This is a genomic window from Autumnicola psychrophila (genome assembly GCF_031846645.1).
GTDB lineage: Bacteria > Bacteroidota > Bacteroidia > Flavobacteriales > Flavobacteriaceae > Autumnicola > Autumnicola psychrophila.
Genome location: NZ_JAVRHN010000004.1, coordinates 322,196 through 336,956, shown reverse-complemented (window position 1 = coordinate 336,956; position 14,761 = coordinate 322,196). Strand labels below are relative to the sequence as shown.

13 protein-coding genes are annotated in these 14,761 nt (G+C 39.0%); 4 read left to right on the top strand and 9 right to left on the bottom strand.

Annotated elements, in window-relative coordinates:
• Positions 1–13 precede the first annotated feature (13 nt).
• The 3 genes from RM541_RS07375 to RM541_RS07365 form a co-directional block, all read right to left on the bottom strand.
• Positions 14–1,417 (bottom strand): alpha/beta fold hydrolase, encoded by a 1,404-nt coding sequence (locus tag RM541_RS07375; RefSeq protein WP_311499572.1) that lies wholly within the window; start codon positions 1,415–1,417, stop codon positions 14–16.
• A 316-nt stretch (positions 1,418–1,733) separates the two neighbouring features.
• Positions 1,734–1,919, bottom strand: a complete 186-nt coding sequence (locus RM541_RS07370; RefSeq protein WP_311499571.1) for a hypothetical protein — start codon at positions 1,917–1,919, stop codon at positions 1,734–1,736.
• 304 nt (positions 1,920–2,223) lie between these two features.
• Positions 2,224–2,949: an SIMPL domain-containing protein gene (locus tag RM541_RS07365; protein ID WP_311499570.1), complete on the bottom strand. Its 726-nt coding sequence runs from the start codon at positions 2,947–2,949 to the stop codon at positions 2,224–2,226.
• A gap of 81 nt (positions 2,950–3,030) precedes the next feature.
• Between RM541_RS07365 and guaA the strand changes: the two genes are divergently transcribed.
• The 4 genes from guaA to RM541_RS07345 are packed head-to-tail and all read left to right on the top strand — an operon-like array spanning position 3,031 to position 7,502.
• A complete protein-coding gene (guaA, locus tag RM541_RS07360) occupies positions 3,031–4,560 on the top strand; it encodes a glutamine-hydrolyzing GMP synthase (RefSeq protein ID WP_311499569.1) in 1,530 nt (509 codons plus the stop codon).
• 29 nt (positions 4,561–4,589) lie between these two features.
• Positions 4,590–6,563, top strand: coding sequence for an amino acid ABC transporter substrate-binding protein (locus tag RM541_RS07355; RefSeq protein WP_311499568.1), 1,974 nt, complete (start codon positions 4,590–4,592; stop codon positions 6,561–6,563).
• Positions 6,553–6,954, top strand: coding sequence for an OsmC family protein (locus RM541_RS07350; RefSeq protein ID WP_311499567.1), 402 nt, complete (start codon positions 6,553–6,555; stop codon positions 6,952–6,954). Before RM541_RS07355 ends, RM541_RS07350 begins: the two co-directional genes overlap by 11 nt.
• Positions 6,951–7,502, top strand: coding sequence for a DUF922 domain-containing protein (locus RM541_RS07345; protein ID WP_311499566.1), 552 nt, complete (start codon positions 6,951–6,953; stop codon positions 7,500–7,502). Before RM541_RS07350 ends, RM541_RS07345 begins: the two co-directional genes overlap by 4 nt.
• Positions 7,503–7,519: 17 nt before the next feature.
• On the opposite strand, the gene RM541_RS07340 is transcribed toward RM541_RS07345, so the two are convergent.
• From RM541_RS07340 to pyrG, 6 genes are all read right to left on the bottom strand, one after another.
• The gene (locus RM541_RS07340) at positions 7,520–8,470 is read right to left on the bottom strand and encodes an NAD(P)H-dependent flavin oxidoreductase (RefSeq protein ID WP_311499565.1); all 951 of its coding nucleotides are present in this window, start codon (positions 8,468–8,470) and stop codon (positions 7,520–7,522) included.
• Between the two features lie 26 nt (positions 8,471–8,496).
• Positions 8,497–9,684, bottom strand: coding sequence for a tRNA 2-thiouridine(34) synthase MnmA (gene mnmA, locus RM541_RS07335; protein WP_311499564.1), 1,188 nt, complete (start codon positions 9,682–9,684; stop codon positions 8,497–8,499).
• 105 nt (positions 9,685–9,789) lie between these two features.
• Positions 9,790–10,206 (bottom strand): lipocalin-like domain-containing protein, encoded by a 417-nt coding sequence (locus RM541_RS07330; protein ID WP_311499563.1) that lies wholly within the window; start codon positions 10,204–10,206, stop codon positions 9,790–9,792.
• Between the two features lie 49 nt (positions 10,207–10,255).
• Positions 10,256–10,924: a toxin-antitoxin system YwqK family antitoxin gene (locus RM541_RS07325; RefSeq protein ID WP_311499562.1), complete on the bottom strand. Its 669-nt coding sequence runs from the start codon at positions 10,922–10,924 to the stop codon at positions 10,256–10,258.
• Between the two features lie 265 nt (positions 10,925–11,189).
• Positions 11,190–13,055 carry a membrane protein insertase YidC gene (yidC, locus tag RM541_RS07320; protein ID WP_311499561.1) on the bottom strand — a complete coding sequence of 622 codons (1,866 nt, stop codon included), beginning with the start codon at positions 13,053–13,055 and terminating at the stop codon, positions 11,190–11,192.
• Positions 13,056–13,105: 50 nt separating this feature from the next.
• Positions 13,106–14,737 carry a CTP synthase gene (gene pyrG, locus RM541_RS07315; protein ID WP_311493403.1) on the bottom strand — a complete coding sequence of 544 codons (1,632 nt, stop codon included), beginning with the start codon at positions 14,735–14,737 and terminating at the stop codon, positions 13,106–13,108.
• Positions 14,738–14,761: the final 24 nt, after the last annotated feature.

The following is a 14,761-nucleotide window of genomic DNA, read 5'->3' as shown; positions in this document are numbered from 1 at the left end:
CATTTGTTGTTTTCTATTGGCTAGATTTCGATAAATGCCATTCTATTGGTTTTATCTCGGAACTACAATTCATATTCGGTTTAGTAGATGGATTGTTTATAAAATTCTCTGTTATTTTTAAAAGACAAGTATTAAAAAAACTATGACTTTCATTTTTAAAGGTTACTTCATAGCTATTTTTTAATTTTTTTGAAGCCTCAATAGCATTCTTTGGAGGAGTAACTGGATCTAAGCTGCCTGAAATAAGAAGGGTAGGGACGTCTGAAATAACAGGTTGTTTTTCAATATCTGAAGCCCTGTATGAATGCCAATCAGTCATTATTTTGATGACCGCATTGTAATAATCTAATCCGAACCCAAATTCAGATTGTTGTATCGCCATATCTAAATTTTCTTTGTCATAGAAAGGAAGTTCTTCATAAGCATTGAACGAAAAGTTCATTGGTAAATTAAGGAGGTTATTTAAATGCTCATAAGCTTTTAAAAATTCAATTATAGTTTCAGTTTCTCCATTTTCTAAAGACTCAATAAAAAATGGGATATTCTCTATGGTATGAATATCAAAGAGCGATACGAAAAGGAGTACAAAGGCATCGTGAGAATTAAGTACAAAAGGTTCATTTTTATAGTTAAAACTCAACGGACTGCTTTGCAATTTTGTCAATACTTTATGCAAACGTTCTTTTAGGTTGGGGTACTGCTTGTTACAACTTTTATTTTCTTTACAACTCTGAAGAACTCCTAATAGAGACCCGTTAAGGCTTCTTACCCTGTCCCCGTACATATTAAATTCGGGCGGAAATACACCCATTAGAACGGCACTCCTAACACTTTCCGGAAAGTCTCGCATTATAGTCAACCCCAATCTTGAACCATAGGAAACTCCAAATAGGTTCCATTTTTTATAGCCTAGTACTTTTCTTAAATCCTCAAAATCCGTGGCATTCTCTCTACTGTTATATCCTGCAAGGTCACTCCCTTTTTGTTGAATGGTTTTTTTGCAAGCCGCCATTACCACTTTCGTAGCTTCAAAATCCTCTTCTATGTTATAATCTTGCCTCATAATAGTGAAGAGAGCTTTTCCACTATTAACACAGATTGCTTCCGATTCGCCTGTCCCACGTTGGTCCATTAGTACAATATCCCTATCATTCCTTAGTGGGTGATTTGCCCAATACTCCTCCATAATCAAGGTAGCCCCACCAGGCCCGCCCTGTAGATATACAATGGGTACTTTCGTTGAATCGGGTGTATTAGCTTTTAATACCTTGTAAACTAATTCAATGGTTTGCGAATTTTGATTGTTCCGATTTTCAGGCACCTCCAAAACACCATCTAAGACTTCCCCTTTGTAAGTTCTATTGCAAGCAGAAAGGACAGAAAGAAAAATAAAAAATGTGCATAAGCGTGTATTCATCAAATTGATTTTAAAATTATTGGTCTTTTACAATAAATGCTAACAAGTTAATAAACATACCACTACGATTACATCCTAAGGTTGGAGGATATAACCAACGCTTAAAAATTTTCATATTCCCTTCTAAAATCAAACTTTCATTAAAAGAAAAACTAACCAAGTATCGAAAATTGCCAATTTTCGGGCTGCTCTTATTTTTGCTCTTAATGCGGTAAGGAACATGTCATTCAGAAACCGGATATAGACAAGTAGCGAAGTAGGGTAAGCAGATTTGTCGGACTAAATTCGGGATAACAGGGATAAAGAATTTTTTTGGCTATCGGGCGGTTTTAAACCTTCCGAATAAAATTGCGGTTAGTAACAGGCCAATTCCAATACCTGTTAATACACCTTGTGCAATGTCGGGTATTTCTGTATAACGAGTGATGAACTGTGAAACGGCAATTACAAACATTCCCAATGCTATTAAAATTAACGATTTACGTCTGGTGATTTGCTGCATAATTCTGGATTTTATGGTTAGTGTCTTAAGCTTCTGTTTTGTTACAATTGGGCAATAAAACCGGTTAAACTTCAGACTTGATTTATGCAATTCGAGCTGAGATTTTTTGGAATTACTTTTATTGCACGATTTGTAAAGCTGCGGAGTAGGGAATGCAGACTTATCGGCCAGATTAATTCTATTGGCAGTTAAAAATAATAATTTTCAGCATATAAATTAAAATTTATTGTGAGATTGTCTTTTTCAGTTTAGAAGAAAAAAACGAATAAGATCGAAAATTGGCAATTTTCGGGTTATTCTGAGTTTAGTCGATTTCGTAATCAAGACGCATCGTGATAGAGGCGGTTTTCTTTTTATCGGCAGTGTTATAAGCACCGCTCCAGCTAAAATCTTCGCCGCTGTTTTGCCCGGTGATCTGGAAAACACCCATATTTGCACTTTTCAGGTCTCCCAGGCTGCCGCCACTGTTCTGCGCAATCTTTTCAGCTCTTAAACGAGCGTCTTCAGTAGCTTTAGAGATCATTTCAATTTTAAGATCGGCAATTTTTGTATAATAATATCGCGGGGGAGTAGAATTAAACTGAACGCCTTTATTAAGTAATTCTGTAATCTCACGGGAAACACTTTCTATAAGTTCTACTTCATTAGATTCAATTTTCACCGATTGGATTAGTTCATAACCTTTAAAAATGCTGCCCACATAATTGCCATTTTGATACTGATTTTCCTGCTGTTCATTAGTTTGGACAGAGTTGAAGACAATATTATCCTCATTAATGCCTTTGTCCAGAAGATATCTTCTTACCGTTTCTTTATCTTCATTCAGCTGTTCATAAGCTTCTTCCAGATCGGGATTAACACGGCTAAACTGTCCTTCCCAGACAATAAGATCTGAAGTGAAATTTTCACTACCCGAGCCGGTCACCGAAATCACTCCATCTGGATTGGCGCGGCTTACATATGCATTTCCTAAAAATACTGCAGCCACTACAATAGCGACTGAAAAAATAATTGCACTTATGTATTTCATGATTTGACATTAAGATGGTAATAAAGGTATAAAATCCGACGATTGCTATTTTATTTTTGCATCAAATTATTACTTTTGCGCATGCAAAATAACGTACTTATCCTGGACTTCGGTTCGCAATACACTCAACTTATTGCGAGGCGCGTAAGAGAATTAAATATTTACTGCGAAATTCATCCTTTTCATAAGGTTCCTGAAGAACTTTCGAGCTTTAAAGCGGTCATCCTTTCCGGAAGTCCGTTTTCTGTCAGAAATGAAGATGCGCCGCATCCCGATCTTTCAAAAATAAGAGGCGAAGTTCCCATTTTGGCTGTCTGTTATGGCGCTCAATATTTTGCCCATTTTCACGGCGGAAAAGTGGAGGCATCAGAAATCAGGGAATATGGAAGGGCAAACCTGTCTGTAATAAAAGATAACGAACCACTTTTTAAGGATATTCCTGAAAATTCACAGGTTTGGATGAGCCATAGTGATACTATTAAGGAGTTGCCTACCAATGCGGTAAGGCTGGCAAGTACCAGCGATATATTAAATGCGGCGTATAGAATTGAAGGAGAGCAGACTTATGCCATTCAGTTCCATCCTGAAGTTTATCATTCCAAAGATGGGAAGAAGTTGCTGGAAAATTTTCTGGTAAAAATTTGTGGTGTTGAGCAATCCTGGACTCCGGGTGCTTTTGTAGATCTAACTGTTTCAGAATTAAAGGGGAAGATCGGTGATGATAAGGTAGTGCTGGGTTTAAGTGGGGGTGTAGATTCTTCCGTTGCAGCAGTTCTTCTTCATCACGCTATAGGAAAGAATTTATACTGTATTTTTGTTAATAATGGACTCCTTCGGAAGGATGAATTTGAGAGTGTTCTGCATCAATATAAAGATATGGGGCTTAACGTGAAAGGCGTAGATGCTTCGGCACGTTTCTTGGATGCTCTTGCAGGAATAAGTGATCCGGAATTAAAACGAAAAGCCATTGGAAATACTTTTATTGAAGTATTTGATGATGAAGCACATGAAATTACAGATGTGACTTACCTGGCACAGGGAACCATTTATCCCGATGTTATCGAATCAATTTCAGTAAACGGGCCTTCGGTAACTATTAAATCGCATCATAATGTTGGTGGTTTACCGGACTTTATGAAGCTGAAAGTTGTGGAGCCCTTGCGAATGCTTTTTAAGGATGAGGTAAGAAGAGTTGGAGCCGAGCTGGAAATAGATCCTGAACTTTTAGGAAGACATCCATTTCCCGGGCCGGGACTGGCAATAAGAATTTTGGGTGATATTACTGAAGAAAAGGTTAGGATTCTTCAGGAAGTAGATCATATCTTTATACAAGGTCTGCGTGATGCCATGTTGTATGATAAAGTTTGGCAGGCAGGAGCAATTTTACTGCCGGTACAATCGGTAGGAGTGATGGGAGACGAACGTACATATGAGCAGGTAGTGGCTTTAAGAGCTGTAGAATCTACAGACGGAATGACGGCAGATTGGGTAAATTTACCCTATGAGTTTTTACAAAAAACGTCCAATACAATAATTAACAGGGTAAAAGGCGTTAACAGAGTAGTATATGATATAAGTTCCAAACCGCCTGCCACAATAGAGTGGGAATAGAATGCGGAAGGACAATTAAAGAATATAAGATGAAGTACATTTTTGCGTTATTTTTACTGTTTCAGGTTTTTACTGCTGAAGCTGTAGCACAACAGTTTAAATATCATACTGTAACTTCAGGGGAGACTGTTAACAGTATAGCGAGATCCTACAATGTTTCCACAGAAGATATATTTAAATATAATCCTGATGCTAAAGATGGGATTGATGTTTCAGCTAAACTTGTCATTCCGCTGAATTCTTCCCAAACTGAATCGTCCCAGAGCGATGCTGCAAGTTTCAGAACACATAAAGTTGCGAAGAAAGAGACGCTTTACGGGCTGTCACAGCAGTATAATGTAGAGATCGACCAGATTAAGCGTTACAATAAGCATTTATATTCTGAAGAACTTCAGACGGGAGAAGAAATAAGAATACCTGTCATTTCTGAAGTGCAGAAAACGACTGCACAGGTATCGGCAGCGGTTTCTGCGCCACAGCAGCAAAATTCAGGAGTAAATCCACAAGAGACAAGAAGTACACGTGAGCATGTGGTAATTCCGAAAGAGACAAAATACGGAATTGCACGCAAGTATGGTCTTACCGTTCAGGAACTTGAAGAAATGAATCCCACTGTAGATGTACTGCAGCCGGGAATTATGCTGAAGGTAGGAACCGACGTTCTTGAAAATGAGCCTGTAATAATTACTGATGAAACTTTCGAATTTTATGAGGTTCAGCCTAAAGAAAACTTCTTCCGTTTAACAAGAAAATTCGGAATAGACCGCGATTCACTTATTGCGCTGAATCCTGCTTTAAAAGATGGCGTAAAGTCGGGTATGGTTTTAAAAATTCCGGCAGATCCGGAAACTGGAGAAGGTGACTTTGATATTGAAAATTTTGAAGAAGCTGCAGATCGAAGTATTGACTTAAAGAATTCCCTTACTAACCTGAGGACAAAGGAGCTTGTGGTTATGCTTCCTTACAATCTGCAGAAAATAGAAAGCGATTCCCTAGATCATTATAAGAAGGCTATTCTGGAGGACAGGGTTTTGCGTATCTCCCTAGATTTCTACAGCGGAGTTTTAATGGCCGTAGAAGAAGCAAAGGAGCTTGGGATTTCTACAAATCTTAGAGTTTTTGATACCAAGCAAAATGTTCAGGAGGTAACCAATATTGTAAATACACATAACTTCAGTAACACAGATGCTGTTATAGGCCCGCTTCTGCAAACTACCACAGAGGCAGCTGCTGCCAGTCTGGCAAGAGAGAATGTACCTGTAATCAGTCCGCTTTCAAACAAACAGATGCGTCCTTACGACAATTTATTCCAGTCGCGCCCAACAGATGAAATGCTGGCAGATGCTATGGTGGCATACTTGGAGCGAAATGCCGATAATAAAAATGTTGTTGTAATCGCAGACGGTAAGTCTTACGAGATAAAAAGTAAGCTGAGCAATATCCTTCCCCAGGCAAGATTCATTAGTCCCGGGAATGGATATGTTTCTGAAAGTGCAATGAATCAGGTTCTTGATGCAAATCGGGAGAACTGGGTGATTCTGGAATCAGACAATGTTGGAATTTTAAGTAGTGTAACCTCAGGCCTTAACAGGCTTGCAAGAGACAAAAACATTAAACTCTTTACTACCGCAAAAGGTGCTGGTTATGACAATGACAATGTTTCCAACAATCATTTGGGAAGACTAAACTTTCATTATCCTTCTGTAGATAAACAGCATAACCAGGAAAATACCAGAGAATTTATAGAAGAGTATGTAGAAAAGTTTGCAATCGTACCCAACCAATATGCGGTAAGAGGCTATGACCTTACTTTAGACGTATTGCTTAGATTAGCGAGTGCCAAAGATCTTTATGACTCTTTTGCAAGATACCAGGGTTATACAGAATACTATGAAAACAAATTTCATTATATGCCTATTTCCGGAGGTGGTTTCCAGAATGACGCGGTGTATATATTAAGTGTAAATGAGGACTTAAGTTTAAGCGTAGAAAATGACTTCTAGAGTAATTTATAAAGGCGGATTAAGAACTGAAGCAGAACATTTGAAAAGTGGTTCCACAATAATCACAGATGCGCCGGTTGATAACCATGGCAAAGGCGAGGCTTTTTCTCCGACAGATACTGTTGCAACTGCTTTGGCTTCTTGTATGTTAACGGTTATGGGAATAAAGGCTGAAAACATGGAGGTAGATTTAACCGGAGCGACTGCAGCGGTGACCAAGACCATGGCAGCAGAGCCACGCAGAATATCAAAAATTGATGTGGTAATTGAATTTCAATCAGATTTCCAGCAGAAGGAGAAAAAGATCCTGGAAAATACTGCCAGAACCTGCCCTGTATTAAATAGCCTTCATCCTGAAATAGAGAAAAATATTTCCTTTTTATATAAATGATGAGAAAGGTTCTCCTGACTTTTCTTCTTTTGTATTCCTCTTTTCTTTTTGCACAGCGTGAAAAGGAAAAGATGGAATGGAATGAAAACCGACCTCTTACCTGGGAAGATTTTAGAGGTAAACCTTCTTCCTCCAGCACTTATAAAGCCAGTACAAATTCGGGGATTTCCATTGGCTGGAGTTTAAGTGAAAGTGGTAATAAGGTGGTTCTAGTAGATTATGATGTTAAAGCAAACTTTTACCCCAACAATTCCTGGAAAAAAGATAATATCGTGAAAAAGGATTTTATTCTGGCCCACGAACAGCTTCATTTTGATATTTCTGAATTACATGCGCGAAAACTACGCAAAGCCCTGGCGGAATATGAGGGTGGACGAGATGTTCAGAAGGAACTAACAGCGATCTACAGGAAATATGAACAGGAAAGAACAACCATGCAAAATGCCTTTGATGCAGAAAGTAATCACAGCCGTATAGAACAGGAAGAGTTAAAGTGGCGGGATTTTGTACAGAAGGAGCTCCAGAAATACAGCAAATACGCCGAATAAGTTATAACCTGGTTAATTCAGGAAAAAGAATGTGCAGCAGCTTCTTTTTGAGCTGCTTTAAATTCCTCAATTATCTCTCTTACAATTTCGGCGGCGGGTTTGATTTCATGAATGATTCCTGAAATTTGCCCAATTTCGAGTTCCCCTTCCTCAAGATCACCTCCAAACATTCCCTTTTTTGCACGCCCACGTCCCAACAATTCCAGCAGGTCTCCTTTGGAAGGCTTTTTCTGATAAAGGCTTTCTATTTGATCGTAGAAATTATTTTTAAGTAACCTTACTGGAGTCAGCTCCTTTAAAGTAAGCTTTGTATCACCTTCCTGAGCTTTTATTACCATCTCCTTAAAATCGGGGTGGGAAGATGCTTCTGGAGAGGCTACAAATCTACTACCTATCTGTACGCCTTCAGCACCCAGAACCATAGCGGCGAGCATTCCGCGACCGGTGGCGATCCCTCCCGCAGCAATAAGCGGAATTTCCAGTTTTTCCCTAACCATCGGGATGAGCGTGAATGTAGTGGTTTCATCACGACCATTATGGCCTCCTGCCTCAAAACCTTCGGCAACAACCGCATCAACTCCGGCTTCTTCAGACTTTAAAGCAAATTTGAGACTGCTCACCACGTGAACTACTTTTATCCCTTTTTCCTGCAAATACTTTGTCCAGACCTTTGGATTTCCAGCAGATGTAAACACAATCTGTACTTCTTCATCTACAATAATTTTCATTATTTCCTCTACATTGGGATAGAGTAGGGGAACATTCACAGCAAAAGGTTTACTGGAGGCAGATTTACATTTTTGAATATGTTCTTTAAGGACTTCAGGATACATAGAACCGGCGCCAATTATTCCCAGTCCTCCGGCGTTGCTTACTGCCGAGGCGAGTTTCCATCCGCTCGCCCAGACCATTCCCGCCTGGATTAGCGGATATTTAATATTGAAAAGTTTGGTAATCCTGTTGGGCATTTGTTTCGGTTGAAAAGTTAGTAGAATTAAGAAATAACGCCAGATCCTAACAATTCCTCTCCGTGGTACCACGCGACAAACTGCCCTTCAGTAATAGAAGCCTGATTTTCTTCAAAGACAACATACAATCCATTTCCGGTCTGATAAAGCGTGGCGTCCTGAAGCGGCTGGCGGTAACGTATCCTTGCTTTCACCTTTAGTTCTTCATTTTCCTGAAGCGCAAGATCTTTGCGCACCCAATGTACTTCTTCGTTATTAACAAATAAGGCTTTTCTGTAGATGCCGGGATGGTTTTTGCCCTGTCCGGTATAAATCACATTTTCCTCTACATCTGTATCAATTACAAAAAGTGGCTCCGGAGTACCACCTACAGCCAAACCTTTACGTTGTCCTTTAGTGAAGTAATGCGCTCCCTGGTGTTTTCCCACAATTTTGCCATCGTTTGAAGCATATTTATACTTTTTAGACAGGTGCTCTAATTTGTCAATTTTCGACCTGTATTCGGCTTTGTCTTCAGCATAAAGCTCTTTATCAGCATCAATTTCTACAATAACTCCTTCTTTTGGTTGTAATTTTTGCTGAAGGAAGTCCGGAAGTCTCACTTTCCCGATAAAACAAAGTCCCTGAGAGTCTTTTTTGTCTGCTGTTACCAAATTTTGCTCCTTTGCTATCTTTCGCACCTCAGATTTTTGCAATTCCCCAATAGGGAAGAGGCTTTTTGCCAATTGTTCCTGAGTTAACTGACATAAAAAGTAAGACTGATCTTTATTGGCATCTTTCCCTGCCAATAATTGGTAAATTGGCTTTCCGTCTTTTTCAATTTCCCCTTTTCTGCAGTAATGACCGGTAGCAACATAATCTGCACCCAAAGAAAGGGCAATTTTCATAAATACATCAAATTTGATCTCCCGGTTGCAGAGAACGTCTGGATTTGGAGTTCTGCCCCGCTCATATTCATTAAACATATAGTCTACAATACGCTCTTTGTACTGCTCACTTAAATCTACCGTCTGAAATGGAATCCCCAATTTATCTGCCACCAGCATGGCGTCGTTACTATCATCCAGCCACGGGCATTCATCTGAAATGGTCACAGAATCATCATGCCAGTTCTTCATAAACAGCCCGATTACTTCGTAGCCCTGCTGTTGCAGCAAATATGCTGAAACACTTGAATCTACACCTCCGGATAAACCAACAACTACCTTTTTCATTACTATATGCTATAATTCCTATTAAAAGTCGGAAAAGAGATGGCAAAATTACGAAATAAAAAAGGGTGACAAAAGCCACCCTTGATTCAGTTTTAGGAATTGAAACTATCTTTTTTCGAAAACAATATTCGCCGCTGGAATAAGATCTGGTATAAACGTAAATTCCGAATTATCACCTGAAAAGTTTACTGTTCCTCTCTGACTTCCAAGAACCGGAATGGTTAATTGATATTTTGAATCTCCTTCTAATTTCTCCCAGCGCCCTTCTTCATCATCAAGACTGCAATTTTCTGAAGTGGTTCCAGTATAATAATTAGAATTGGCAGTGTTATTACTATTAAAGGTAACATTGGACCTCAAAATACATTCATTAATTTCAAAAGGGAGATTTTCTATACCATTTACTTCGACTAGAAACCACGTGCCTAGGATTCGGTCATCAGAAGTTCCGTTGGCTTCATCATCATCACTACAGGAGGACAAAACTGCGAGTGACATAAATAATAAAAATATCTTTTTCATGCTATGTTGTTTTTTGGTTAAATGTAAATATATCGTATTTATAAGTGAGCTATAATTCTTTTTCTTCTGTTAACTTTTTATTCTGAAAGTATTTCCAGTTTCCTTTCTTTTGATCCCGAATATACTGTCCTTCAATAAGGGTATCACCTTCGGCATTATAGTAGGTTACCGGCCCATGTAATTCTCCGTTTTCATAATTAAGTTCTTGCAGTAGAACTCCTTCTTCAGAATAAACAAAGCTTTGTCCGTTCTTTTTTCCATTTTTATATTTGCTCTTCTCGGCCAACTTCCCATTCTTGAAGAATGTTTTCTGAAGTCCGTTTAACTGGTCACTTTGATAGTTTTCAATCATCATGGTGTCTCTCGAAGCCTGATGATAATAGATCCATTTTCCTTCCCTTTTTTGGTCAATTAACCTGCCGGTGCTTATGGGTTCTCCTTTTTGAGTGTAGTAAGTAGCAGTGACGGAATCTATTTGTTCTTTGAAGTGGAGGATGGCAGAAGGATGATTATCAAATCCTCTTTTATAGAAACGGAATTCTCCGGTTTCTTTTCCATGTTCAAAAATCCCCTCGAATTTTAACTGGGAAGTTCCTTTAAAATTGACAGTCCATTTCCCATGTCGTCTACCTTCAGAATCCAGCTGATTTATTTCTTCCTGCGAAAATAGTTGCATTCCTATTAAAAGGAATAATAGTATACATAGTTGTTGATACATGCCCGGCATTAAAATCTCCTTATTTCAACTGAAAAAAGATGTATTTATTTCAAATTTAATTTTTTTATTGTCATTAGTGACTTTATCACTAGAAGTTAGGTTTTATATATACATTATGAAAGGCCGACCGATTTGTAAGGTTCTAAAAGTTTGCAGACTAATAGAACGTTAAAGAAAGAAACCTGTTCTACAGGATTTGCTTTATTTGGCAAAAATAATTTTATGGTCCTATTGAAAAAGCCCGGCAATGCCGGGCTTTTTTAGTCTATCTTTTTCCTTTTTTCTGCTGTTCTTCAGCCTGCTCCATCATCTCCTGCATCTTTCTGGTAAACTTGTTTTGTTTTTTCGGCTTCTTCTTATTGGCTTCAATCTTAGCATGTATTTTTTCATCATCTATAATTACGTGCTTAATTACCAGCATAATTCCGATGGTAATAAGGTTGGATGTGAAATAGTACAGGGAAAGTCCGCTGGCATAGTTATTAAAGAAGAAAAGCATCAGTAAAGGTGAAAGGTACATGATAAACTTCATGTTAGGCATTCCCGGCTGTTGATTTGCCTGCATGGTTTGCCCGGTAGTCATGGTCATGTATATAAATATTGCTATAGATGCAAGTATTGGAAATAAACTTACGTGATCCCCATAAAACGGAATATTAAAAGGTAGTTCTGCAATAACATCGTAACTGGAAAGGTCATCTGCCCATAAAAAGCCTTTTTGGCGCAACTGGAAAGCACTGGGGAAAAACTGGAACAGTGCATAGAAGACCGGAATTTGCATTAAGGCAGGTAAACAACCACTCATAGGACTTGCTCCAGCTTTGCTGTAAAGCTTCATGGTTTCCTGTTGCTTCTTCATTGCATTGTCCTTGTACTTCTCGTTTATCTCGTTGATCTCGGGACGTAAAACCTTCATTTTTGCCTGAGATAAATAAGACTTATAAGTCACCGGGGAGAGCACAATCCTAACCACTATCGTCATTACAATAATTGCAATCCCGTAGCTTGGTAAGAAACTGCTTAAGAAAGCAAAAAACGGAATGAAGATATATTTGTTTATCCAGCCGAAAATCCCCCAACCAAGAGGTACAATTTCATCTAGATTACGATCGTAGTCATTTAAGATTTTATAGTCTGTAGGACCGTAATACCAGTTCATGTTATAATTAAGCTCACCGCCCTGTAGCTCCAGGGGAAAGCTTGCGGCAAAATCCCTTGTGTAGAGGGTGTCTACTTCTTCATCTTCAACAAGATTTTCTGTTCTAAAAGTTCCTCTTTCAAATGGGTTATCGGTGAGGAGAATCGATGTGAAGAAGTGCTGTTTAAATGCAACGTAGCTAATATCTTCATCCTCGCCGGTTTCAACGTCGCCGGCACCAAGATAATCATCTTTGTCACCTTCGTACTCATACATCAAATCTGTATACCGGCTCTCGTAAGAAATACTCTTGGCATGCCGGTAACCCTTTAATTTCCAATCCAGGTTAATGTCCTGGGAACCGTTGAAAACGTCATCAAGTCCCTGGGAACGAATACTGAAGTCCAGCATATATTCACCAGGTTTCAGTACATAACGATACTCAAGGAATTCATCTTCAGAAACTTTTAACTTCATAGAAAGCACCTGATTGTCACCATTCTGACTAACTTCAGGTTCGAAGAAAAGATTTTGAGTCTCTAATGTACGACCATCGGTTGTGGAGAAATTGATATTAAAAGTCGCATTATCATCCTTTATCAGGTATACGGGAATAGAGTCAAAGGTCTTATAATTTTTAAGCCTTGCTTCAGAAATATACCCTCCTTTGTTATCTATTGTTAATTCCAGTACATCATTGGATATCGTAGTGGAATTTTCAGAAGCTGATTCCAGGGTTGCAGAGTAACCAAAAGCGCCCAGTCTCTGTCGTGCTTCTGCCAAAGCTGTTGAATCCTGATCTGTTCCCAGGTTATCTTCTGTGGAGGCTATATTATTTGGCTGCTGGTCCGGTGTAATTTCAACCTGCTCTGTTTCCTGATTTTCTTCAAGTGCCGTTTCTTCTGTAGAGTTGTTGTACAGCATCCATAACAGGATTGCACCAATAAGTAAAAATCCTATTATAGATTGAACGTCTATTTTCTTTTCTTCCATGCTTAGTACTATAGCGAACCATCATTCAAAAAGATGGCCGTTTCTTAAAGTTATGCCAACTTGGCATTTTTATTTTTTGAGTAGTTGTAGGCTGCATTTACAAAACTTACAAATAACGGATGCGGACTGGCGACTGTGCTTTTGTATTCGGGATGATATTGTACACCTACAAACCACGGATGTTCAGTAAGTTCGATTATCTCCACAAGCCCCGTTTCGGGATTAATTCCCGTTGCGGCCATACCTGCTTTTTCCAGTTGTTCTTTATACTTGTTGTTGTATTCGTAACGATGCCGGTGCCTTTCCTTTATCTGGGTCTTGCCGTAAACTTTATTTATTATAGAACCTTCTGTTAATTTGCAATCCCAGGCTCCCAATCTCATTGTGCCACCTTTGTGAGTGATATTTTTTTGCTCTTCCATAATATCGATAACAGGATGTTTAGTCTTGGGATCCATTTCGGTGGAATTTGCATTTTTTAGCTGAAGCACGTTACGGGCAAATTCAATAACCGCCATCTGCATTCCCAGGCAAATACCCAGAAACGGCAAGTTATTCTCGCGGGCAAAACGTACCGCATCAATTTTACCTTCAATACCTCTTTCTCCAAATCCGGGAGCAACAAGAATACCGTCCAGGTGCGATATTTTATGCTGAATAGTATTCTCATTAATAAATTCTGAATGAATACTTTCAATTTTCACCATCACCTCGTTTTCTGCACCTGCGTGGATAAAAGCTTCCAGTATGGATTTATATGAATCCTGTAATTCTACATACTTCCCAATAAGGCCAATCCTCACTTCTGCTTTTGGATTTTTATGTCTTTTCAGAAATTCATTCCATCGTTCCAGATTAGGAGTTTTATCATCTGGCAGGGAAAGCTTTTTAAGTGTTACGGTATCAAGCCCTTCCTTGAGCATCATGTTAGGGACATCGTAAATGGTATCTGCATCAATGGATTGGATAACTGCTTCTTGGCGAACATTGCAGAAAATTGCCAATTTTCGTCGTATGTCATCAGAAAGTTCATGTTCTGTACGGCATACAAGTATATCTGCTTTTATTCCGCTTTCCATTAATGTTTTAACGCTATGCTGGGTGGGTTTTGTTTTAAGTTCACCTGCTGCAGATAGGTAAGGCACAAGTGTAAGATGGATAACAAGAGCATTGTCATCCCCCAGTTCCCACTTGAGTTGTCTTACCGCCTCAATGTAAGGCAGCGATTCTATATCTCCTACGGTACCACCAATTTCTGTGATTACAATATCAAAATCGCCATTTTTACCAAGGATCTGGATACGTTCCTTTATTTCATTAGTAATATGTGGGACTACCTGTACGGTTTTTCCGAGAAATTCCCCCCGGCGCTCTTTCTCAATTACGCTTTGGTATATTCTTCCCGTAGTAACATTGTTTGCCTGGGAAGTATTTACATTGAGGAACCGCTCATAATGTCCAAGATCGAGATCTGTTTCGGCACCATCTTCAGTTACATAACATTCGCCGTGTTCGTAAGGATTTAATGTTCCGGGATCCACATTTATATAAGGATCTAATTTCTGAATTGTGGTTTTAAAGCCACGCGCCTGTAGAAGTTTTGCCAGAGAAGCTGCAATTATCCCCTTTCCTAAGGAAGAAGATACGCCGCCGGTAACAAAAATATACTTGGTTTCGGCCATGTTAAGAGTATTTGTTGCGTCTTT